At 67.9% G+C, this 22,395-nt stretch carries 16 protein-coding genes; 6 read left to right on the top strand and 10 right to left on the bottom strand.

What is annotated here, in order from left to right:
* The first annotated feature begins 8 nt into the window (after positions 1–8).
* Positions 9–1,427: a DUF58 domain-containing protein gene (locus tag JOF47_RS02185; protein WP_209995677.1), complete on the top strand. Its 1,419-nt coding sequence runs from the start codon at positions 9–11 to the stop codon at positions 1,425–1,427.
* Complete coding sequence (locus JOF47_RS02180; protein ID WP_209995676.1) at positions 1,424–3,850, top strand: transglutaminase TgpA family protein; 2,427 nt, start codon at positions 1,424–1,426, stop codon at positions 3,848–3,850. Before JOF47_RS02185 ends, JOF47_RS02180 begins: the two co-directional genes overlap by 4 nt.
* 133 nt (positions 3,851–3,983) lie before the next feature.
* Here the strand turns inward: JOF47_RS02180 and JOF47_RS02175 are convergent, their stop codons facing one another.
* The gene (locus JOF47_RS02175; protein ID WP_209995675.1) at positions 3,984–5,465 is read right to left on the bottom strand and encodes an NAD-dependent succinate-semialdehyde dehydrogenase; all 1,482 of its coding nucleotides are present in this window, start codon (positions 5,463–5,465) and stop codon (positions 3,984–3,986) included.
* Between the two features lie 178 nt (positions 5,466–5,643).
* Positions 5,644–6,492: a 16S rRNA (cytidine(1402)-2'-O)-methyltransferase gene (gene rsmI, locus JOF47_RS02170; protein WP_209995674.1), complete on the bottom strand. Its 849-nt coding sequence runs from the start codon at positions 6,490–6,492 to the stop codon at positions 5,644–5,646.
* A 66-nt stretch (positions 6,493–6,558) separates the two neighbouring features.
* On the opposite strand from rsmI, the gene JOF47_RS02165 reads away from it, so the two are divergent.
* Together JOF47_RS02165 and JOF47_RS02160 are read left to right on the top strand one after the other, a co-directional pair.
* Entirely contained in the window at positions 6,559–8,163 is a 1,605-nt protein-coding gene (locus JOF47_RS02165; RefSeq protein WP_209995672.1) for a dolichyl-phosphate-mannose--protein mannosyltransferase, read from the top strand.
* Between the two features lie 90 nt (positions 8,164–8,253).
* Positions 8,254–10,104: an AMP-dependent synthetase/ligase gene (locus tag JOF47_RS02160; RefSeq protein ID WP_209995671.1), complete on the top strand. Its 1,851-nt coding sequence runs from the start codon at positions 8,254–8,256 to the stop codon at positions 10,102–10,104.
* A 122-nt stretch (positions 10,105–10,226) separates the two neighbouring features.
* Here the strand turns inward: JOF47_RS02160 and JOF47_RS02155 are convergent, their stop codons facing one another.
* From JOF47_RS02155 to JOF47_RS02140, 4 genes are all read right to left on the bottom strand, one after another.
* On the bottom strand, positions 10,227–11,672 hold the full coding sequence (locus tag JOF47_RS02155; protein WP_245356217.1) for a TIGR01906 family membrane protein: 1,446 nt from the start codon (positions 11,670–11,672) through the stop codon (positions 10,227–10,229).
* A 206-nt stretch (positions 11,673–11,878) separates the two neighbouring features.
* A complete protein-coding gene (gene ahcY / locus JOF47_RS02150) occupies positions 11,879–13,345 on the bottom strand; it encodes an adenosylhomocysteinase (RefSeq protein WP_209995670.1) in 1,467 nt (488 codons plus the stop codon).
* A 7-nt stretch (positions 13,346–13,352) separates the two neighbouring features.
* Positions 13,353–13,571 carry a Trm112 family protein gene (locus JOF47_RS02145; protein WP_209995669.1) on the bottom strand — a complete coding sequence of 73 codons (219 nt, stop codon included), beginning with the start codon at positions 13,569–13,571 and terminating at the stop codon, positions 13,353–13,355.
* 10 nt (positions 13,572–13,581) lie between these two features.
* Positions 13,582–13,980 (bottom strand): DUF3499 domain-containing protein, encoded by a 399-nt coding sequence (locus JOF47_RS02140; protein ID WP_209995668.1) that lies wholly within the window; start codon positions 13,978–13,980, stop codon positions 13,582–13,584.
* A 121-nt stretch (positions 13,981–14,101) separates the two neighbouring features.
* On the opposite strand from JOF47_RS02140, the gene JOF47_RS02135 reads away from it, so the two are divergent.
* Positions 14,102–14,626, top strand: coding sequence for a metallopeptidase family protein (locus tag JOF47_RS02135; protein ID WP_209995667.1), 525 nt, complete (start codon positions 14,102–14,104; stop codon positions 14,624–14,626).
* 10 nt (positions 14,627–14,636) lie between these two features.
* Here the strand turns inward: JOF47_RS02135 and JOF47_RS02130 are convergent, their stop codons facing one another.
* Genes JOF47_RS02130 through JOF47_RS22120 form a run of 3 tightly spaced genes read right to left on the bottom strand, consistent with a single transcriptional unit; the run spans position 14,637 to position 20,568 of the window.
* Positions 14,637–16,619, bottom strand: coding sequence for a DUF5719 family protein (locus JOF47_RS02130; protein ID WP_209995665.1), 1,983 nt, complete (start codon positions 16,617–16,619; stop codon positions 14,637–14,639).
* Positions 16,616–20,014 (bottom strand): glycosyltransferase, encoded by a 3,399-nt coding sequence (locus tag JOF47_RS02125; protein ID WP_209995664.1) that lies wholly within the window; start codon positions 20,012–20,014, stop codon positions 16,616–16,618. Before JOF47_RS02125 ends, JOF47_RS02130 begins: the two co-directional genes overlap by 4 nt.
* A 29-nt stretch (positions 20,015–20,043) precedes the next feature.
* Positions 20,044–20,568 (bottom strand): WhiB family transcriptional regulator, encoded by a 525-nt coding sequence (locus JOF47_RS22120; RefSeq protein WP_209995663.1) that lies wholly within the window; start codon positions 20,566–20,568, stop codon positions 20,044–20,046.
* A gap of 285 nt (positions 20,569–20,853) precedes the next feature.
* On the opposite strand from JOF47_RS22120, the gene JOF47_RS02115 reads away from it, so the two are divergent.
* Positions 20,854–21,588: a TIGR03089 family protein gene (locus JOF47_RS02115; RefSeq protein WP_209995662.1), complete on the top strand. Its 735-nt coding sequence runs from the start codon at positions 20,854–20,856 to the stop codon at positions 21,586–21,588.
* Between the two features lie 123 nt (positions 21,589–21,711).
* On the opposite strand, the gene JOF47_RS02110 is transcribed toward JOF47_RS02115, so the two are convergent.
* Entirely contained in the window at positions 21,712–22,284 is a 573-nt protein-coding gene (locus JOF47_RS02110) for a GtrA family protein (RefSeq protein ID WP_209995661.1), read from the bottom strand.
* Positions 22,285–22,395: the final 111 nt, after the last annotated feature.

Raw genomic sequence — 22,395 nt, 5'->3', positions numbered from 1 at the left:
CAGGGAACATGAGCCTGCCGGATCCAGGACCCACCGAATTCCGCGAGTCCCCGCACAATGGCCGGTGGACTCGTGACGAGCCGCCGGCAACACTGCGGGAGCGCGTCCACCTGGGATTCCTCACGGCACGCGGCTGGGGTTTGTTTGCCACCGGCGTCGTAGCCCTGGCGGGTGCTTGGCTGCTGGGTCGCCGCGAGCTGATGACCATCGCCCTGTTCCTGATCCTCACACCCCTGCTGGCAGCTTTCCTGCTGCGCTACGGGCGGTCGCCGATCACGGTGACCCGAACGTTCAATCCGAGCGTGGCCGTCACGGACTCCGGCCTCCGGGTCAGGCTCCGCATCACCCACCGCGGCCGCTCCCCCGGCATCCTGCCCTTGAGCGACACCCTGCCGCAGGACTTCGGACACGGGCCGGAGTTCACCTACCCGTCGCGGACCGCCGTGGTCCAGGGCGGGGTATCCAGCAGCCACTACGAATACCGCCTCCGTCTGGCCTCCCGCGGCATCTACCCCATCGGTCCCATCAAGGCACAGGTCACCGATCCATTTGGCTTGGCCACGCGCCCGGCTGCCCTGGACAAGCCCAGCGCCCTGGTGGCGATGCCGCAGATCGAGTCCCTGGAGCCAGGCGGGCTGCCCGGAGAGCGCGGGGCCCACGGCCAGGCGAGCTCCAACCGCCAGCTGACCCCCGATTCCTTCGACGTCATGACCCGGGACTACCGGGACGGGGATTCGGTGCGCCGCATCCACTGGCCGGCCACAGCCAGGCGCGGTTCCGTCATGGTGCGCCAGGAGGACTACCGGGCAACCCCGCGTGCGGTCATCGTGCTTGACCGTTCGCGTGCGGCATTCCTCCCCCACGGCGTCGGTTCCGAAACGGGCCTGGAGATCCCGCAATACACCTCGGCGCCCAAGCATTCCACCCAAAGGTTCGAGTGGGCGCTGCAGGGGGCACTGGGCATTGGCGCATATCTGTCGCACTCCGGATTTGGCATCGAAATGATCGACCACCAGGCCCGGCCCGTCAACCAGGTCTCGGCTTCCGGATCCGACGACGGCGCCGAGGTCTTCGGCGGTTCCCATGCCGTCGAGGACATGCAGGGCGCGCTTGCGGCGCTGGGACTTGAGGATCCGCCCTCCCGGCACGTCTCCGAGTCGGCGCTGACCACCGCGTTGAAAACCCGTTTGCGGACGCACGGCGACAGGCTCGTGCTGTTGCTCGGCGATGTGTCCCCGGCGACCGCCGACGCCTGGATCGATTCGGTGGGTGGGCGCCGCAAGGTCGCGGTCATGTGCGTTGTGCACCGGCCGGAGCAGGCCCAGCCAGTCATCACACGATTCAGGCAGGCAGGCTGGTCCGCCGTGGCAGTCTCCCCCCGGACCTCGCTGGCCGAGGCCTGGAACGACCTAAGCAGGCAGTCATGAGCACCCCCACCCTCGACCAACCGCGAGCCACGGACAACCTCCACGTCCCTCCCCCGGCCCGCCGGGATCTCCGGGCGGCGGCTCCGCTGTTTTTTGCGGCGTTTGCCACGGTGCTGGCCACGCTCGGTGCGGCGGCCGGACTCCACGGGGTCATCAGCGACTGGGGATGGCTGACCCAGGTGACGGCGGTGGTGCTGGCGATTGTGCTGGCCACGAACCTGGCCCGCTATCTGGCAGCCCCCCGGATGCTCGTTCCCGGGGTCGGACTGCTTGCAGGTGCCTTCACCCTGACCTTCCTGTTCTTTTCGAACACCGCTTGGCTTGGTTTCATCCCCACGTCCTCAACCTATCGGGCGCTGCTGCATGTCTGGTCCATGGCCAACGAGCAAATGGGGTCCCAGGTGCCCCCGGTGCAAACCACGGGCGTCATCGTTTTTTCCGTGACGCTGTGGGCGGCCGTTGTTGCCCTGGCCGTGGACACGCTCGCCTTTACGCTTCGGGCCGCGGCCACGGCCGGCATCCCCCTGTCGCTGTTGTTGCTCGTTGCCTCGCTGTTCGAACCGCGTGGTGCCGGCATCGGTTCCGTCACCGTGACCGCGATCGGGTACCTGCTGCTCTTGGCCGCAGCCCGGTGGCTTGAGTCCGGACCGTCCACACGCAAAGGCCGGCGCCTGGCCGTCGAGCTGGTCGGCGAAGGCGGGAACGGCCATGCAATGGCCGCCCGCAAGCCGGGGAGTTCGTGGATCCAGGGTTCGGTGATCATCGCCGGCGCGGTGGCGAGCCTGCTGGTGTTGCCCCTGGCCGTCCCCGGGTTCACCAAGGGCATGATGGTGGAGGGCACCAGGCCTTCCTGGGGCGGAGTCGCAACCAACATCGATCCGATGATCGCCCTGGGGAACGACCTGCGCAACAACACCCCCGGAACGGTTCTGCGGTACTACACCAACGACACGGAGCCCCTGTACCTGCGCACCTCGGTGATCGGGAACCTTCAAGGCAGCAAATGGGAGCCGGATGACGCCCTGCTCCGCGTGCCCGTCACGGAGCCGCTGACAATGCCCACGATTCCCACGATGTATGGCGTCGTGAGGGACTCCGTGACCCGCGTCGTGACCGACAAGTACCGCGGCGTGTGGCTGCCGATGCCCGGCAATCCTGTGCTCGTCAGCGGGCTGCCCGGCAATTGGCGTTGGAGCCCGGATACCGGAACCATTCTTGCGGGCACGAACGAGCCGATGGCGGCCCAGGACTACACGACGTTGAGCCAGATGCCGGAGATCACGGCCGAAGAGCTCACCGACTGGACCGACGCGAACCAAGAGGGATTCTTCGGCTCGGTCGACCAGGTGTACTCGCGAATGCCGGACGACTCGCCGGAATCCCTGTTTACGGCAACGGCGAAGGCCATTGCCGGATCCGAAGACGCGTCCCCCTTTGAACAGGCCGCCGCCATCCAGAAGCACCTGCGTTCGGGTGCCTTCACGTACTCGGAGAAGACCCCTGTCGAGGACGGCTACGACGGCAGCGGCATGCAGGTGATCGAGGCCTTCCTTGAGGAAAAGGCCGGCTATTGTGTGCATTTTGCGTCGACCATGGCCATGATGGCCCGCACGCTGGGCATTCCCAGCCGCATTGTCACCGGGTACGCCCCCGGAAGCGCCACAGGCAACAGCGTTCCTGGCAGCAACGGGACCACGCTGAACGAATTCACCGTCAGTTCCCGCAACGCCCACGCATGGCCGGAACTGTACTTCCCCGGCGCGGGTTGGGTTCCCTTCGAGCCCACCCCGGGACGCGGCGTACCGCCGGCCTACGCACCGGCGGCTACCGCCCAGAATCCATCCCTGGGAGCCGATCCGCGACAGACGAACCCGACCTCGAAAAAACCGGCAGCAACCTCGTCCAGCGCCGTTTCCAGCGCACCGGCAGTCGCTGTCGGCAGCGAAACCGTGAAGGGAACCCCTTCTCCGTGGCCGTTGCTCACGGTGTTGGTGGTTCTTCTGGTTGCCGCGATTCCGTTGGCTGTCAGGAGCGCCCACCGCAGAAAGCGATTGCGCGGAATCGACGTTTCCGGCACCGACGCGGCGGCCGCTTGGGACGAACTTGTGGCGTTGGGGCTGGACTATTCCAAGCCCATGCGGCAGGACGATTCCGCCGGGGACTACGCCCGGCGGCTGGCCACGTTGCTTCCGGAGGCCAAGACGCAGTTGTTGTTGCTCGCCCGAACCTATGAGAGGCAGCGCTACGCTTCCTCCCAGGGGTCCGCCGTTCAGGGGCCGGCCCTGCGCGAGGCCCTGGACTCGGTGGAAAAGGCTTTCGCCGCCCGGCTGTCCCCCGGCGCCCGGTTCGCCGTTCGGCTGTGGCCGCGTTCGATCTTTGCTCCGCGACCGCTGGATTCCGGCAGCTACACGGTATCCAGATAGGCCGCCGCGCACGGGATTCCGCGGGCCTGGCAGCATAAACGCAAAAGCGGTGTTCGGTGTTGCGCCCGGGAATTGGACGCAACACCGAACACCGCTCAAGTCACCGCGGCGCTACGGCCGCTGGCACTCCTGCTTAGACGGCGTACGGATCGGCGATGCCGATGTACTGGGTGGTGGTGTACTCGGCCAGGCCCTCGGCTCCGCCTTCACGGCCCAGGCCGGACTGCTTCACGCCGCCGAAGGGTGCCGCCGCGTTGGAGATGACGCCGGCGTTGAAGCCGACCAGGCCGAATTCGATCTTCTCGGCCACGCGGAACAGGCGGTTGTGGTCCTTGGTGAAGACGTAGGAAGCCAAACCGTACTCGCTGGCGTTGGCCAGTTCGATGGCGTGTGCCTCGTCGCGGAAGGTGGTGATCGGGGCAACCGGGCCGAAGATTTCCTGGCGCAGGATCTCGGCGTCGTTGGCGACGTTGGTCAGCACCGTCGGCTGGTAGAAGTAGCCCGGGCCGTCCACCGGTGCGCCGCCGGTGACTGCCACTGCGCCTGCCTCGATGGCCTTGACGACCAGTGCGTGCACGTCGTCGCGGGCGTTGCCGTCGATCAGCGGGCCGACGTTGGTGGTCGGCTCGGTGCCGCGGCCGGTCTTCAGCGCGCCCATGGCTGCCGCGAACTTGGCGGTGAATTCCTCGGCCACGGATTCGTGGACCAGGAAGCGGTTGGCTGCGGTGCAGGCCTCGCCCATGTTGCGCATCTTGGCCGCCATGGCGCCTTCGACCGCTGCGTCAAGGTCGGCGTCCTCGAAGACGAGGAACGGTGCGTTGCCGCCCAGTTCCATGGAGGTGCGCAGCACGTTTTCGGTGGCGTCCTTCATAAGCATCTTGCCCACGGCGGTGGAACCGGTGAAGGAAACCTTGCGCAGGCGGGAGTCGGCCATCAGCGGGCCGGAGATCTTCGAGGCGCTGGCCGAGGAAACGACGTTCAGCACGCCTGCCGGCAGGCCGGCTTCCATCATGACCTGGGCGAAGAGCTGGGAGGTCAGCGGGGTGAGCTTGGCGGGCTTGAGCACCATGGTGCAACCGGCGGCGATCGCCGGGGCAACCTTGCGGGTGGCCATGGCCAGCGGGAAGTTCCACGGGGTGATCAAGAGGCACGGGCCGACCGGCTTGGTCTGCACGATCATCTTGTTCTTGCCCTCGGGGGTGGTGAGGTAGCGGCCGTAGTCGCGCACCGTCTCCTCGGAGAACCAACGCAGGAATTCGGCGCCGTAGGTGACCTCGCCGCGGGCTTCCGCCACCGGCTTGCCCATTTCCAGGCTCATCAGCAGCGCGAAGTCGTCGGCGCGCGCGGTGACCATGTCGAAGGCGCGGCGCAGGATCTCGGCGCGTTCGCGCGGTGCGGTCAGGGCCCAGGAAGCCTGGACGGCGTCCGCGGCGTCGAGTGCGGCCATGGCGTCTTCGCTGGTGGCGCTCGCCAGGGTGGCAAGCTTTTCACCGGTGGCCGGATCGAACACGTCGAAGGTGCCGCCGTCGGAGGCATCGCGCCATTCGCCGTTGATCAGCAGGCCGGTGGGAACGGAGGCGATCAGCGCGGCTTCACGCTCTGGGGTAATGGTCATCGGGGCGTTCTCCCTTGAACGAAAGGTATCGGGCGGTGGAACATTTCCCTGCCCACGCTAGTGCTGCGGAGTGTGGCTGTAAATTTCTATCTGCACTATGACGCACCCCGCGCGTTGTGCAGGTATCCCAAAGGACCGGGTGCCGGCGCCGGGCCAGGCTCCGGCACCAAGCCCAGGACTAGGCGCGGGCTTCGAGGACCGCGGTATACAACTCGCGCTTGGAGACGCGCTCCTTTTCGGCGACGGCCGCCACCGCTTCCTTCAGGCGCAGGCCCTCCGTGACGAGTTGTTGCACCTGCGCCACGTGGTCGACGGCGCGGGCGGGTTCCCCGGCCGGGGCACCGCCGATGACCACGGCGATCTCGCCGCGGACCTCGCCCTCGGCCCAGAGCAGCAGCTCGCCGAGGTTTCCGCGGATGACTTCCTCATACATCTTGGTCAGTTCGCGGGCGATCGCACCGGGGCGCTCGGCCCCGAAGGCGTCGCGCAGCGCGCGGATCATTGCATCCAGGCGGTGCGGTGCCTCGAAGAACACCATGGTGCGCTGCTCGGTGGCCAGGTCCTCCAGGCGCTTGGCACGCTCCCCGGCCTTGCGCGGCAGGAAACCCTCGAAGGTGAACCGGTCGGTGGGCAGGCCCGAAAGTGCCAGCGCCGTCAGCACGGCCGAGGGGCCGGGAACGGCGGTGACGGTGACGCCCGCGGCCACGGCGGCCTCCACCAGCTTGAAACCCGGGTCGGAGACGGCGGGCATTCCCGCATCCGAGACCACCAGGATCGTCGCGCCGCCGGCAACCAGCTCAAGCAGTTCGGCCAGGCGATGGGTCTCGTTGTGTTCGTGGTAGCTGATCAAGCGTCCCGGAACACGCACGCCCAGGCCCTGGGCCAGATGCAGGAAGCGCCGGGTGTCCTCGGCCGCGACGACGTCGGCGCTCTTCATGAGTTCGATCAGCCGCGGGGAGGCGTCGGACAGGTTTCCAATGGGGGTTGCCGCCAGCACAATCTGGCCCGACTTTTCTTGAGTTTCCACACGCCAAGCCTACTCGCAGCGCCGCCCTCCCCGCGCACGCATGGGCCCGCCGGTAGAGTAAGGACGGTGAACACAGCATCCCCGCAGACCACGCGCCGCTGGTCCATCGACCCCGATCGGGCCTTTGGCGTCCAAGCGCTGCGTGATCGGCTCATCGGGCCGGTCTTCAGCCCCGGGATGTGGGGCTGGATTGTTCCGCTGGCCGTGACGGTGCTTGCGGGCCTGTTGCGCTTCACCAACCTCAACCACCCGCATCTGCTGATCTTCGACGAAACCTATTACGTCAAGGACGCGTACACCATGATGCACGCGGGCTATGAACTGGATTGGGGCGAGAATCCCAACGACGCGTTCATCAACGGGCATCCCGAGCCGAAGGACACAGCTTCCTTTGTGGTGCACCCGCCGCTGGGCAAATGGCTGATCGCGGGCGGCATGTGGATCTTCGGCACGGACAACGGCCTGGGCTGGCGCTTCAGCGCCGCGCTCTTCGGCACCATGTCGGTGCTGCTTGTCGCGTTGGTCGCCCAGAAACTCTTTTCCTCGGTGCTCCTGGGCGGGCTGGCCGGCGGGCTGGCCGCCATCGACGGGCACCAGATCGTCATGTCCCGCACCGGGCTGCTGGACATCTTCCTGATGTTTTTCATCCTCGCCGGATTCTGGGCGCTGCTCAACGACCGCTTCGACGGCCGCGAGAAACTCGCCAGGGCCCTGGCCGCCGTCGACGGGAAAATGCCCGATCCGCGGCTGCTGGCCTACGGCCCCTGGATCCTGTGGCGGCCCTGGCGCCTGCTGGCCGGCGTGATGCTCGGCTGCGCCGCCGGGGTGAAATGGTCGGCACTGTCCTTCATCGCGGTCTTCGGCCTGATGACGGTGCTGTGGGACCTGTCGGCCCGTCGCCGCGCGGGCATCAGGCACTGGATCGTCGGCGGGTTGGTGCGCGAGGGAATCCCCGCGTTCTTCACCATCATCCCCACGGCATGCGCCGTGTACCTGGCGACCTGGAGCGGGTGGCTTGCCACGGAGGGCGGCCGCTACAGGCAGTGGGCGGTGGAGAACCCGTCGGACACCTTGGCCTGGATCCCGGCACCGCTGCGTTCCCTGGCCGAGTACCACCGCGCCGCATACGCCTTCCACGAGGGCCTGAGTTCCCCGCACGGCTGGGAGTCCTCCCCGTGGAGCTGGCTCTTCGCCGGCCGCCCCGTCCTCTTCTTCTATGAGTCGCGCGGCAACGGCGAGTACGGATGCCTGGATGCCAGTTGCGTCCAGGGCATCACCGACCTGCCCAACCCGATCATGTGGTGGGCCGCAACGCTGAGCCTGCTGCTGCTGCTCTTCTACTGGATCGGCGCCCGGGATTGGCGCGCCGGGGCGATCCTTGCGGCCATCGCCGCCGGGTTCCTGCCGTGGTTCGCCTACCCCGAACGAACCATGTTCTTCTTCTACACGCTGCCCTTTGCACCGTTCATGGTGCTGGCGCTGACCTATGTGGTGGGCAAGTTGCTGCCCCCGGACTCGCAATCCCCGTGGCACAAGCGCCGCCTGCTCCTGCTGGGTCTGTTCCTGGCCTTGGTCGTTGCCGTGTCCGCTTTCTTCTGGCCGATCTGGTCCGGACAGATGGTCACCTACGAGAACTGGCGCATCCACATCTGGATGCCAAGCTGGTCCTAGACCCGCCGGATCCAACCCACCGGATCCAACCCGCAGGGCGCGGACCGCCACATCCCTTCACTTAGAACACCCCGACAAGCAGGAACATTCATGCGCGAAGCAAGCACCGAAAAACTCATTGACCTTCCCCCGGGGTTCAACACCACGCAGCTGCTGGTGGACAGGCTCGAATCCGGCGGCGGGGCCCCGCTGTTCAGCGTCAAGCGTGGCACCGGCTGGCACGACGTGTCGACGGCCGACTTCGTCGCCGATGTGCGCTCGCTGGCCAAGCTGCTCGTTTCCGACGGGGTGAGGCCCGGGGACCGCGTGGCCATCATGTCCCGCACCCGCTACGAGTGGGCCCTGGCCGAGCAGGCGATCTGGTTTGCCGGCGCCATCTCCGTGCCGATCTATGAGACAAGCTCGCCCTTCCAGGTCGAATGGATCCTGCGCGATTCGGGTGCCCGGCACGTGTTTGCCGAGGATTCCCAGCGTGTGGGGGTGGTCCGGGCTGCGGTGGCTTCGTTGGGCGAACCGGTCACGATCTGGCCCTTCGAATCCGGGCCGGACGACACGGCCGATTCCCCCATTCCGGCCCGTGGCTTGCAGGTCCTGCTGGAACGGGGCGCCGCGTCGGTGGTTTCGGAAGTCGAGGTGGAGGCCGCCCGGAGAATCGCCGGGCTCGCGGACACCGCAACGCTCGTGTACACCTCGGGCACCACGGGTCGCCCGAAGGGCTGCGTGATGACGCATGCGAACTTTTCCGAGGTCGCCGTGAACCTGGCCCCGCACATGGCCAAGGTCCTGGGCGACGGGGAACGCACCCTGATGTTCCTGCCGCTTGCCCACGTCTTCGCCCGCGCCGTGCAACAGGTTTGCCTTCACGCGGGGTCGACGATCGCCCACAGCCCGTCCGCGGCAACGCTGGTCGAGGACATGAAGGCCGTGAAGCCGGGCTTCCTGCTGGCCGTCCCGCGCATCTTCGAAAAGATCCGCGCCACGGCGTTCGCAACGGCGGAGGCCGCGGGCAAGGGCGCGCTCTTTGCCCAGGCCGAGGCCGTTGCCATCCAATACTCGAAGGCCGCCGATGCGCGCGGACGCGGCGAGCGCGTTTTCCGCTCCCCCGTCCTGCTGGCCAAGCACGCGCTGTTCAACAAGGTGCTCTACCCCAAGCTGCGCGCGGTGCTCGGCGGGAACGCCCGCTACACGATTTCCGGGGCCAGCGAACTGAATCCGGACCTGGCGCACTTCTTCCGCGGCGCCGGGCTGGGCCTGCTGGAGGGCTACGGGCTGACCGAAACCACGGCTCCGGCCACGGTGAACCTCGCCGACGACGTGCGGGTCGGCACGGTGGGCATCCCCATCCCGGGCACCACGATCCGCATCGCCCCGGACGGCGAGGTGCTGGTCAAGGGCATCGGCGTCTTCGCCGGGTACCACAACAACCCCGAGGCGTCGGCCGGGGCCTTCGACGCCGACGGCTTCTTCAAGACCGGCGACACCGGGGCCCTGGACGAATCCGGGTTCCTGAGCATCACCGGGCGCAAGAAGGACATCATTGTCACCGCCGGCGGCAAGAACGTTGCGCCGGGGCCGCTGGAGGAGTACGTCCGTTCCGCCCGGCTGGTCTCCCAAGTGGTCGTCGTGGGCGAGAACCGCCCGTTCGTCGCGGCCCTTGTCACCCTCGACGCGGACGAGCTGGGCCCGTGGTGCAAGGCCAACGGGTTGCCCCCGCTGTCGCCGGCCCGGGCCGCGGCGCACCCGTTGGTGCTCGCCACGGTGCAGCACGCCGTGGACGCGGCAAACACCACGGTGTCACAGGCGGAAACCATCAGGAGGTTCGTGGTGCTCGAGAACGATTTCACCGAGGAATCGGGGCACCTGACCCCGTCGATGAAGCTCAAGCGCCGCAGCGTGATCGATTCGTTCGCCGCGGAAATCGACAAGCTTTACCAGCGCTAGCTCCGGCACAGGCGCGCGAAAAGAGGCACACAAAAAGAGGGGCCGTGCCTGGTCCGGGGATCAAAACCCCGGACCCGGCACGGCCCCTCGCTGTTTGGCCAAATCGTTGTTTGGCCTGCTTGCTACTTCAGCCCGAAGACCCGGGCTTCCTGGCGCAGCCGAGAGGCCTCCCGGCGCTTGGCCGTCGGCCAGGTGGCAAGGAGCGTGGCGGCCGAGGTGAGCACCACCAGGACCGCGATGGCGATCGCGGCGTCAACCCAGAACTGCGGCGGGTAGAGGCGGATCAGCGTGTCCGAGTAGTTGAACGTCCAGGTGCCGTTGGCGAAGAAGACCTGGTGGAAGCCGGTGAAGAAGGCTTCCCAGCCCAGCGCCGCCAGCGTGCACAGCACGGCGAACAGCGCCAGGGTGGCGACGGCTCCGGCGAAGAGCCCGCGGCGGATGCCGCCGGCGTAGCGCTTGCCCAGGTAGACGAGGGCCACCACCACGAGTACCGCAAGCAGCAGGCCCGCCAGGTAGGTGGTGGAGATGACGTTCTTGACGTCCAGCATGTGCTGGACCTCGGTGTTCAGGAACAGCGGGTTGCCCAGCGGGTCACGCAGCTCGCCGAGGTAGCGGGGGCCCGCAAAGTTGTTCAGGTAGTCGACGCCGTAGGAACCGTAGGTCATCCTGTCCGCGGTGCTGAAGCCGAAGCCGTCAGCCGGGAAACCGGGGCGCTGGTAGGCGATCCAGAGGAAGACGGGGCTGGCGATCAACCGGATGGCCAGGATCAGCAACACAAACGGGTAGGCGACGGCCAGCAGGACCTGCAGGGTCCGGGCCAACGGCGGCTTTGCCCCGAGGGCCGCCTCGCGTGCGGCACGGCGCTCACGGGCGGCACGGGTCGGTTCCGGAACCGGCGTGTACGCGCCAAAGACCCGGTTGCGGGCCTCGGCGACCGCGGAGGCCGTCAGCGCAGCACTTGCCGCGGCCGAGCCGTCGGCTGCGGATCCTGCAGCGACAGGTCCGGCAGCGCCAGCACTCGGCATCGCACGGGTTTCCGGGGCCTTCAGGGTCGGCTCGGCAGGTGTCGGGGCAGTCGGGGCCGGGGTTTGCTGCCGGGCCGGCACGGGCAGTGGTTCGACGGGGATCTGGGCGATGACGTCCTCGATCTCCAGCGGGTCGTGGGCCGGGGCCGCTGAGGCCGCCTTGGGTGCGGGGCCGGCGGTGGCCGCGATGTTGGACGCCGCGGCGGCCGCGGCGCTGATGGCGGGGTTCGGCGCCGCCGGGAGGGTTGCGGGCAGCTGGTGCTCGACCGGCTCGTCCACGGGTTCCACCGGGGACTCGACCTCCGGAAGCAGCATCGGGGTGGCCGCGGATCCCTTGGCCGTCGCTGCTGCACGGGAGGCGGCGATTGTCGCTTCGATCTTCGCCGCTGCGGCCGCGGCCGCAGCACTCAGTGGCATGGGCTCGGCCTTGGCCGGAACCCTGGCGGTCTCGGCGGCCAGAACCGCTGCTCCTGCGCCCGATTCCGCCGGTTGCGCCGTCCGGGGCTCCGGATTACCTGCCTGGGGTTCGTCCTGCTCGGCCATGTTCTCCCTCACAACTTATGACAATTGGCGACGTGCCTGTGCGAGGGGCTGAAGCATACTTGCCGGGCCCGGAACACACCACAGTGCAAGCCTATCGAGACAAGTGCCCAACCCCCGGTTCACGGCGGCGTTCGCGACCCAGCGTGTCGGATGGACGGCACCGGTTCGCCCTCCCTTGCGGCGGGCCGGGACGGGCTGGCCGTTGCTCAGTAGCGGTACGTTTCCGGCTTGTACGGGCCCGCGGCATCGAGCCCCAGGTACGCGGCCTGGGCCGGGCTCAACACCGTCAGTTCCACGCCCAGGGCGGCGAGGTGCAGCCGGGCGACCTTCTCGTCCAGGATCTTCGGCAGCACATGGACCCCGTTGGCGTAGGCGCCCGTTCCGGCCTTGGTGAACAGCTCGATCTGGGCGATGACCTGGTTGGTGAAGGAGTTGGACATCACAAACGACGGGTGGCCGGTGGCGTTGCCCAGATTCAGCAGGCGCCCCTCGGAAAGCACGATGATGGAGCGTTCCGCCCCGGTGCCGGCGTCGAGGACCCATTCGTGGACCTGCGGCTTGATCTCCACCTTGCGGACGCCGGGAACCCTGGCGAGCCCCGCCATGTCGATCTCGTCGTCGAAGTGGCCCACGTTTCCCACGATCGCTTTGTTCTTCATGCCCTGCATGTGGGCCGCGGTGATGATGTCCTTGCCGCCGGTGGTGGTCACGAAGATGTCGCCCCGGGCGAGCACCGACTCCAGCCGCGCCACCTGGTGGCCGTCCATCGCGGCCTGCAGCGCGCAGATCGGGTCGATCTCGGTGACGATGACACGGGCCCCCTGCCCGCGCATGGCCTCCGCGGCGCCCTTGCCCACGTCCCCGTAGCCGCAGATGACAACGACCTTGCCGCCGATCAGCACGTCGGTGGCGCGCATGATGCCGTCGGGCAGCGAGTGGCGGATGCCGTACTTGTTGTCGAACTTGGACTTGGTGACCGAGTCGTTCACGTTGATCGCCGGGAAGCGCAGCGTGCCGGCGGCGGCCATCTGGTTCAGGCGCAGGACCCCGGTGGTGGTTTCCTCGCTGACACCCAGGATGCGCCCGGCGATGCGCGTGAACTTGGCCGGGTCCTTGGCCAGGGTGGCCCGCAGGGTCCCAAGCACGATGCCGTGCTCGTGGCTTTCGGCGGCCCCGGGGCCGGGCACCGCGCCGGCGGCCTCGTATTGTGCGCCCAGGTGCACCAGCATGGTGGCGTCCCCGCCGTCGTCCAAGATCAGGTTGGGGCCCAGCTCCGGGTCCTCGGCGGCCCCGGGCCAGGTGAGGATCTGTTCGGCGGTCCACCAGTAGTCTTCGATGGATTCGTTCTTCCAGGCGAACACCGGGACGCCGGCTGGGTTTTCCGGGGTTCCGGAGCCCACCACCACGGCGGCTGCGGCCTCGTCCTGAGTGGAGAAGATGTTGCAGGAGGCCCAGCGCACCTGCGCGCCGAGGGCCACCAGGGTTTCGATGAGCACCGCTGTCTGCACCGTCATGTGCAGGGACCCGGCAATGCGGGCACCGGCCAACGGTTGGGATTCGGCGAATTCGGTGCGCAGGGACATCAGTCCCGGCATTTCATGCTCGGCCAGGCGGATCTGGTGGCGTCCGGCAGAGTGCAGCGAAAGGTCGGCGACCCGGAAATCGATGCCCATCGCCGGTTCACTCCCCCGTGGACGCGGGGCCGGCCCCGGTATCGGCGGGGATCTCCGTGGCTTCCTGGGCCAACAGCATCGGGATGCCCTCGACGATCGGGTAGCTGTAGCGTTCGCTGTTTTCGCCGGTCCCGGTGGAAACCAGCGCGGCGCCGGACTGCTCCAGCGGCGAGCCCGTCAGGGGGCAGCGGAGCAGGGAGGAAAGTTCAGTGGAAAGATTCGACATGCAACCCAGTTTAGGGCTCCATGTTCCCCTCACGCAGTACGCGCAGGTGCCTGCGCGTCAAATGCGCGCCGGAGCCCGGTTCGATCGCCGGGGGCGAGGTGCGCGGGGCGGGGATTTCCCCGGCCGGTTCGACGGGGGCATGGGCTTCCTTTTCCCGCACGGCACGTGCCAGCGCGTACAGGTCGTCGCTGCTCAACGGCGCCTCGCTCGGCAATGCCAAACGCAGCACTTCCCAACCCAGGGGCACGGTCAAGCGTGCGGCATGGGTGGCGCACAAGTCATAGCAATGCGGCTCCGCATAGGTGGCCAGCGGGCCCAACACTGCGGTTGAGTCGGCATACACATACGTCAAAGTCGCAATGGCCGGTTGACGGCACGCCGAACGTGAACAAAGTCTGGAAGATCCCACGGTTAGACAGACTACCCGGTTCCGCGGCGTTTGCCTCGACGCACCGCCGGGCCGGGTCAATGCAGTGTCAATGCGGTGTCGAGGCGCTGCCAAGGAGCGCGGGCTGGCCTAGTCTTGGGGCATGGACAAAAACCTGTCGATCGACCTAGATTCCCTCGATCCGGAGGAACCCGGGCAGGGCTCCGAGCAGGGTGCGTGGCGCGGTTTCAGCGCACGCAAACGCAACCGCCACGGGCGCGGGCGGCGCGGGCCGATGCTCGATGCGCGGCTGCCCGGTTCGCGCACCCGCGAGGAGCACTTCGAGGACCTGCTGGTCGAATCCGCCGAACGCCTGGCCGACCGGTGGAGCGAGCGGGTGACAGCCATCGACTTCCGCCTGATGCTGGTGCCCAACGCCAAGGTCCTGGCCAAGGCGCAGGCCACCGGCACGCGCGTGCCGTGGGCCACCAGCCGTCCGGGGCGCCCGGACCGGCCCGAGCGCATCACCGTGTACCGGCGCCCCATCGAGCAGGCCTGCCCGGCCCCCGCCGAGTTGGCCGAGTTTGTGCACACGGCGGTCGTCGAACAACTGGCCGAGCTGTGGGCCATGGACCCGCAGGACATCGACCCCGGCTACCGGGGATGGGGCAACGGGTTCGGCGACTAGGTTCGCCCGCCTAGTGGCGCAGCTGCACCTGGACGCCCTCGCGTCCCACCGGGGCGTCGCCCAGCGGAACCACGGCAATGCCGACGGGGCCTTCCTCGATGACCGTTGCCGCGTAGCTCGGGGCGCCGCCGGCCGAGAGCACCAGGGCCGCCACGTTCGAGCCCAGGTCGCCGGGCGACAACGTCACCGTCTTGGAACCCGAGAGTTCGATCTTCTTTTCCGCGCCCAGTGAGCCGTCCTTGCCCAGCGGCCGGACGGTGACCGTGGCGCTGTCCGCCGGCGCGTTGAGCACCAGCTTCGCATTGCCGAACTCCGGCAGGACCACCAGGTGTTCGCTGCCGATCCGTGCCGCGCCGGGGACCCAGGCCTGGTCCATCGGTTCCCCGGCCTTGGTTCCGCGCACCATTTTCACCGCCGCGCTCACCGCCGAATCCCCCTCGACCACGACCGTGTAGGCCCCGGACGGGAGACCTGTCAGCGGCAGCCGTGCCGTCGCGTTGGAGGCGACGACCAGTTCCCCGCCGCCGGGGACTGCCACCTCGCCCGAAGCGCCCAAGACCCGGACCTTGACGGTGGCCCCCTCCGCAGAGGTTGCCGCCACGTGGAGCTCGGCAACGGCATCCTCGGCGGACCCCGCCAGCTCGCCGGCCTGCTTCGGGTCAAGCAGGAATACACCGGGGATGACCTGGCTGTTGGCGGCCGGGGTGCCGGCGACCAGGTAGTCGACGCCGCCCGGGACCAGCCCGCGCAGGGTGCTTTGCTGGATGGTTGCGTTCACCCGGCCGCCGGATGACACGACCTTGAGCGAGAGCGATTTCTCGTTCGGCGCGTAGGCGGCAAGGACCAGCGACTTCGATTCGCCCGGAGCGATCGCCACCGACTCCAGGTTCGGTGCCGGGATCATTCCCTCGGCACCGCGCAGGTCGATGTGCACCTGGCTCACCGACGCCGAGGAATTCACCAGATGCAGGATCGAGGTGGTTCCGCCGGTGGTCGAGGCCCCGGCGATCCACGATTCGGAGCCGGGGGCCGCGCACGGCGCGGCTGCAAGGCCCGCCAGGTCCCCATCCGTGGCCGTGTAGTAGCGGGCGGCCGCGCCCAGGGACTGCACCCCGCCCAACGGCTGGGTGTGCAGGCTCAGCGGCTCGTCGTGGGAAACGCCGCCCAGGACCACGCCCTTGCGCCCCGAGGATCCGTCCTGGGCCGCGCCGGTGAGTGTGGCGGCCTCGGCCTCGTCGAGCCGGGGGGCCAATTGCTGCCCGTCCGATCCGTCGGTTTCCAGCAGCTGCGCGCCCGGGATGCGGCCCGCGGAGTCGGAGAGCGCCGCGGCGCCAACCATCGACTTGGCCTCGTGCGATGCCGGGGCGAACTCGGGATCCGTCCCGTTTCCTGCGCCCTTGAGCAGGCGCACCGAGGCGGGGCAGGTCGCCAGCGAGTCGCCGGCCGGCAGTGTGGTCAGTTCCGTTGTTGCGCCCTGGGCCGGAACCTCGGGTGGAAACAGGGACCCGGCGGCGATGGCCGCGGCCCCCAGGCAGAGCACCGCAACGGATCCGGCAACGCCCATGGCCTTGCGGCCGGCGGTGTGTTCCTTCTTGGGGCGGCCCCCGGCGGCGGCTTTTGCCGCGCGCCCGGCGTTCCGCGCCTTCGGCTTCGAGGGAAGCGCCTTGGCGGGTTCGTCCTTCTCGGATCCGCCATTGCCTGATTCAACCTTGCCGGGTTCGCGCTTGGCGGCATCGTCGTTGCCGGCCGGCGCCTGGTCGACAGCGTTCCCCGCGCCCGGCGCGCCAACGGCCTTTTCCTCGGCCACCGGGGCGGCAGGATCCGAAGCCCGGACCGCGGGAACCGGGGTCTCCGGGCCCTGCCCGGCCACGGTCTGTCCCGCGGGTTCCTGGCGGGCAGGTTCCTGTTCGGCGGCCTCGGGCCTGCCCAGTGAGATGCGGCGGCGTTTGGATCCGCGTTCGGCCTCACGTCGTTCGCGACGGGATTCGCTCATGACTTGTTCTCCTTGGCTCGCGCTTCGTGGAGTCCGCGATCGAGCTCGTTGATGCTTTCGGCGTTTCCGCGGGTGCGGTATTCATCCAGTCGGCGTGTGGCGAACCGGCGGCTGCGCGGAATCGGGATGGCCAGCAGCAGCGCCAGCAACAGCACCGTCCATTGGGCGATGGCCACCGGAACCTTGAACGGGCTGTGGTAGCCGACGTTCAGGGAGCCGCCCTGGGTGCCCAGTTCAAATCCCTGGGCCCATGCCATCGACTGCGGAGCCCCGGTGCCGGCCAGCCCGGCACTGTCGGGCCCGACGGTCGTCCGCTTCAGCGGAACCCCGTCAAGGGTGGCCCACCAACCCGCATCGGCGCGTTCGGAAAGCACGACCATCCGGCTCCCCTCCCCCGGTGCCACGGTGGCGTTGCGCACCTCGGCCCGGTGCGATGGCAGCAGCGCAGCGGTTTGCCCGTTGACTGTCACCCGGACCCGGGAGGTGAAGTCCGTTGCGTTGTCGGCGCCGGCCACCTCGTTCTGCTGTTCGACCCGCCAGAGCCAGCCGGCATCGGTCTTGCCCACGGGCACCAGGCCCGGCACCGAATCCAGCTGCGCCACCAGCGCGGAGGCCGTGGCGTCGTTTTCCTGGAGCACCACGAATCCGGTGCCCAGCGAGGCCAGGGACGGGCGCGGGTCAAGGGCCGAGTCGGAGACCAGCATGGCCACGGTCGACTCGATGAGCTTTTCCGCCGCGTCGTCCGCGCGTACCTGCGGGTTCAGCAGGCCGCCCTGGAGCCGTTCGGCCGTGGCAACCTGGGACAGCGCGTCGGCGGTGGTTCCCGCGCCGTTCATCAGCGCCGCCGAGACCGCGCCGTCCGTGCCCTGGGCGAGCACCAGCGTGCGGTCCTCGTAGCGGCCAAGTCCCCTGTCGGCGGCCGTGGCCGGCAGGGTGCGCGGGGCAACAGCGCGCAGCGCGCTGGTGGTTCCCCACGAGGTCTGGTCGGCATCGCGCCGGGTGTCCTGGGACAACACCCAGTTGGCGCCGCCGGCAACAATAGCCAGCGCCATCAAGGATGAAGCCACCACCAGTGCACCGGCCGGGGCCTTGCGTGCCGGGTCCTCGGTCGGTCCTTCGCGGTCCGCCGTTGCGGCGGGTGCCGGCTCTTCCCGTTCCCGGCGCAGTGCCGCGAGGCCCAGCGCCGCGGCGAAGAGCATCGCCAGGAGGAAACCAGAGACAAACGGGGCGTTGAACGGGCTCACCAAGGAGTTGCCGGAAACCGCGGTCGGGACCAGGCTCGCGGCGTATCCGCCGGCCAGCAGCAGCAGGCCGAGCAGCCACAGCACCCGGGGCAGTGCCGACTTACGGCCGCCCTTGAAGAGTGAAAGCACAGCAAAAACGATCAGGGGGGCACCGATGGCCAGCGCCAGGACCAGCGCCCACGGCCCGGAGGACAGGAAACCAAAACCGGCAGGGACCGCCCACGGGTCGAAGTCAACGGGGAAGCCGAGGGCCTGGGCCCACAGGGGGGCCGGGGCAAAGGCCAGCGGCAGGCCGGGGTCCGCCAACACCGCCCGCGGGTTGCCCAGCGCGGAGATGACCAGCGGGAGCTGGAAGACAAACGCCGGAAGCGGCACCCACCACAGGGTCTTGGCCCGCGAACCCAACGGGATCGCGCACAGGACAATAAGCAGCACCATGGCCAGGCCGAGCGCCGGGGAGGCCGCCGCGACGGCGGCCAGCAGCAGCGAAGCCGAGGCCGCGGCCGTCCACGAGGGGACGCCGCCGAATCCCGGGCGGGAAATGTTCTGGGCTTCGTCCCACGGGGCACGCGACTTGGTGTCCGCAGCGGCGCCGACGGTGCGCAGGAGCGCCATCAGCAGCAGCGGCGCCGCAACGTGCACCAGCACCGCGCCGGCGCGGCCGGAGGCCAGCGACACCTGCAACACCGGGGACAGGCCCCAGAGCAGTCCGCCGACCATGCGTGCCGCCCGTGAACGGGTCACGGCCCCCAACCCAAGCCAGGCGCTGAGCGCCGCAAGGGGCATGGCCAGCAGGGTCAGCACCACCGCCGATCCGTTCGCGTTGCCGCCGCCGAGCAGGGCGCCCAGCCAGAGCAGGAAGTCGAACGGGTCGGCGCCGCCGGGGATCCCGGCGCCGAGGTTTTGCCACCAGGCGGTGGCGTTGGTGAAGATCTCGCCCGCGGTGGTCGACAGCGGGAGCAGCGCCCCGCCGGCGACGGCGGGGGCGCCGATCAATGCGCGCAGCCCCACCAGGGAAACGGCCAGGGTGCCAAGGACCGCCAGGATCGCACTGACGAATGCGGAAGTGCGGGCGGGAGCGGCGAGGGCCGCGAAGTCGTTGCGTGAGTCGCCGCTCGGGGCCTGCGAGGTCAGCGCGCCGGTGCCGTCGCCGTAGACCTGCGCGTGGTCGATGCTCTCGAGCATGTGCTTGCGGTGTTCGCGCACCTTGGACTGGTCGGTGAGCAGTCGCGCGATCGAGTTTCTTGGCACGCGGCGGGTCGCCGCGGCCGCGGCCCGCGAGCGGGAAAGTTTCAGGGGCGAGCCGACCGCGCGCAGCGTCGCGCCCAGCTGCCCGAAGGCGTAGGCGGGATCCTTGGCCAAGACCGAATCAAGGAACCTGTAAAGCCCCCCGAACACGGCGCCGAGCATCAGGAACGGAATCTTCCAGGCGGCTGCGTGCTTCAGGCGCATAAAGACCTCGGCACGGCGGGTCTCGTGCGGTCCGGCCAGCGCCCTGACCACTTCGGCCCTGTGGTACATGCGGGCCTGCGGCACCACCACCACGCGGTGTCCCATCAGGCGGTTGCGCCAGCAGAGGTCCATGTCGTCGCCCAGGCCGGGCAATGCGGGGTCGAAGCCGCCGAGCTCCTCGAAGACGTCGCGGCGGACCAGCATGCCGGCGCTTGTCACGGCGAAGGAGTCGGTGCGCGCGTCGTATTGCCCCTGGTCAACCTCGTCGATTTCGATGAGGGTGACCCGTTCGGCGTATTCGTTCACGCCGAGTCCCACGTCCAGCAGGCGGCGAGGGGAATCAAGGTCGAGTTGCTTGCAGCCGGCGATGGTCACCGATTCGGTGGCCTCGACGACGGTGAGCAGCTTCTCCAGCGCATCGAGTTCGGGAACCGAATCGTCGTGGATCAGCCACAGCCATTCGGTGCGCCCGGCCTTCGGCTGGCCCAGCGAGTCGACGGCGGCCTTCACGGAACGGCCGAAGCTGTGCGGCGCGACGGAGAGGATGCTCGCATCCGAGGGAAGGTGCTTGCGCAGCAGTGCCTCGGAATCGTCGCTGGATGAAGCGTCGACTCCCACGAACCTGTCGATCAGGCGTGTTTGATCCCGCAGTGCGGTGAGGGTTCGTGGGAGAAAAGCTGAGCCGTTGTGGGATACCACAACGGCGGTAACGTGGATCGTAGGGAGAATTAGACTGCTCGTTTCCGTAAACGTCGACGTTCACGCTCTGACAATCCGCCCCAAATACCGAATCGTTCATCATTGGTCAATGCGTACTCTAGGCATTCGGAGCGCACGCTGCATGAGCCACACACGCGCTTCGCGTCCCTTGTCGATCCGCCCTTTTCGGGGAAGAACGCTTCCGGGTCGGTTTGTGCGCAAAGCGCCTGGGACTGCCAGCCCAGTTCGCCATCTTCGGATTCGGCCCCCAAGCCGATCCAGATGGCCTTCGAAGGATTTCCGCCGTCCAACTCCGCGTCGAGGCTTGGCGCCCACGACGGGGTCGGTGCTCCCGAAAGTTCGTTGACCGCATCGTGGGCCAACAAGAATGCAGCGACCTGCTCCTGGCTGCTCAGAACCTGGGAGTCACCATCATCCAGGTTGGACTCTGCCGGATCGACAAACCAGTCCGATGGCACATTTCGCGACCCGAACTGGGTCGGCGCGACGCCCCGTACTGCCGCTTCTTCGAAGCCGCGATCCACGTTCCCCATGGTTCATTAACCTTCCGCTGTAACGAATTCGACACAAAAATAGACCTTAGGAAAAACAGCAGCGGCTCCAACAAAAAGCCGCCGCGAGACAATTTCGCTCTCCCGGACGGTTCACTATCTAATTACACTGGTGTAACTCCGGAGCGTCAAGTGGGGAGGACGATTTTAGCGAAAGTTATCGTAGATTTAGAGTCACGCCACGCCCGCGTCTTCAGCGGGACACGCCAGCAAAACCGCAACCCCGTGAATTCCCCGTGAATTTCCGGCACGACAAGGAGCTTCCCCATGACATTTGATACCGATTCGTTATCTCCGGTCGAGGCCCTGTTGTCCCCGGTCCGGCACTCCACCCATCCGTGGCTCACCTGGTACTCGCAAAACGGCGAGCGCGTCGAGCTCAGCGGCCGGGTCTTTGACAACTGGGTGGCCAAGAGCGCGAACCTTTTGAGCGAAGCGTTTGATTTAGCCCCCGGGGACACCGTTGCCACGGACATGCCGGGGCATTGGAAGTCCGCAGCACTGGCCCTGGCATGCTGGCACCTGGGCGCCGAATTGCGCTGCGTTGCGCCGGGAACCGACCCCGGAACCGTGGACCTCTTTGTCACGGCTTACCCCCAAACGCTCAACGTGGGCGGTTCGGTCGAGGTGTTGGTTGTCCCGCTTCCCTCGCTGGCCATGTCCTACGACGGAGAGCTTCCCGTGGGCTCCACCGACTACGCCGCCGAGGTCCGCGCCTACGCAGACTCCTACTTTGCCTCGCCCATCGACACCAGCGCGGTCGCGCTTGTCCCCGGAGGCGGCAGCGACGGCGGGCAAAGCTTCAGCGAGCTATTCACACCCGCCGGCGCGGAGGGAACCACGCTTGCCACCACCGCCTGGCCGCTTGAACGTCTCTTGCCGGCGCTCGTCGGCCTGTGGGCCAACGGAACCCCGGTGGTGCTCGTCGAGGAGGGCGTCACGATCACCGACCGCCTGCTTTCCGGGGAACGCGTGGTGAACCGGCTGGACCAGGGCGCCTAGGGGCTGCCTGCCGGCGCACGCTTATCCCGGGCATGCACAAAGGTTCCCGTCGTTTCCGCCCGAAGGGTGGAAACGACGGGAACCTTTTGCCCTGCGGCCGGGCGTTGCCGACCCCGGGAAATGCTATTTGGCTGCTTCGCTCTCGGTTTGCGCTTCCTGCGGTGCCGCGGGAGCGGAAAGCTTCGCGTTGCTGCCGGTCTCGACACCGACGCCGATCAGTTCGCGATCGTGCGCGAATGCCTCTTCCTCGTCCAATTCGGCGCCGAAGACCCAGAAGCGGTAGGCGAAGAAGCGGAAGATGGTTCCCAGCACCAGGCCCACGACCGACCCTGCAATGAACAGGCTGGTGGTGTCGGTCAACCCGATCCAGTACTTGGTGATCCACACGCAGGCCGCGGCGATTCCCAGGCCGATGGCGTTCATGATGAGGAACATCACCAGTTCTCGCACGACGTTGGCCTGTCGGCGGTGGCGGAACGTCCAGAATCGGTTTGCCACCCAGGAGAACATGGTGGCAACGATGCCCGCGACAATCTTCGCCTTGACTTCCGAGTCGTGCATCGGGCCTTCGAGCATCCACAGGTAGATGCCGGAGTCGATGATGAAGGCGACGCCGCCCACAACACCGAATTTTGCGACTTCTCGCCACATCATCGACACGAGGCCGGTGAGCCTGCCCCAGATCTTCGCCTGCATGGTCCTCCACGGTTTGGTTTGAAAGCACCGCCCCGCAATACTCTCGAATCGGGGTGCATGGGTGCGGTCGAACCGCGACTTCATGACCCGGTTCAACCTAAGCATTCTAAT

Source organism: Paeniglutamicibacter kerguelensis (assembly GCF_017876535.1).
GTDB classification, from domain to species: domain Bacteria; phylum Actinomycetota; class Actinomycetes; order Actinomycetales; family Micrococcaceae; genus Paeniglutamicibacter; species Paeniglutamicibacter kerguelensis.
Note: the sequence above shows the minus strand (reverse complement) of the source record. Positions and strands in the feature narration are given on the sequence as shown.

Bases quoted from the DNA above. Each gene is read 5' to 3' on its own strand.
- JOF47_RS02135 (WP_209995667.1), top strand. From the start codon at position 14,102: ATGGACAAAAACCTGTCGATCGACCTAGATTCCCTCGATCCGGAGGAA.
- JOF47_RS22120 (WP_209995663.1), bottom strand. From the start codon at position 20,568: ATGGGGAACGTGGATCGCGGCTTCGAAGAAGCGGCAGTACGGGGCGTC.
- JOF47_RS02155 (WP_245356217.1), bottom strand. From the start codon at position 11,672: ATGGCCGAGCAGGACGAACCCCAGGCAGGTAATCCGGAGCCCCGGACG.
- JOF47_RS02185 (WP_209995677.1), top strand. From the start codon at position 9: ATGAGCCTGCCGGATCCAGGACCCACCGAATTCCGCGAGTCCCCGCAC.
- ahcY (WP_209995670.1), bottom strand. From the start codon at position 13,345: ATGGGCATCGATTTCCGGGTCGCCGACCTTTCGCTGCACTCTGCCGGA.
- JOF47_RS02115 (WP_209995662.1), top strand. From the start codon at position 20,854: ATGACATTTGATACCGATTCGTTATCTCCGGTCGAGGCCCTGTTGTCC.
- JOF47_RS02130 (WP_209995665.1), bottom strand. From the start codon at position 16,619: ATGAGCGAATCCCGTCGCGAACGACGTGAGGCCGAACGCGGATCCAAA.
- JOF47_RS02180 (WP_209995676.1), top strand. From the start codon at position 1,424: ATGAGCACCCCCACCCTCGACCAACCGCGAGCCACGGACAACCTCCAC.
- JOF47_RS02160 (WP_209995671.1), top strand. From the start codon at position 8,254: ATGCGCGAAGCAAGCACCGAAAAACTCATTGACCTTCCCCCGGGGTTC.
- JOF47_RS02110 (WP_209995661.1), bottom strand. From the start codon at position 22,284: ATGCAGGCGAAGATCTGGGGCAGGCTCACCGGCCTCGTGTCGATGATG.
- JOF47_RS02145 (WP_209995669.1), bottom strand. From the start codon at position 13,571: ATGTCGAATCTTTCCACTGAACTTTCCTCCCTGCTCCGCTGCCCCCTG.
- JOF47_RS02175 (WP_209995675.1), bottom strand. From the start codon at position 5,465: ATGACCATTACCCCAGAGCGTGAAGCCGCGCTGATCGCCTCCGTTCCC.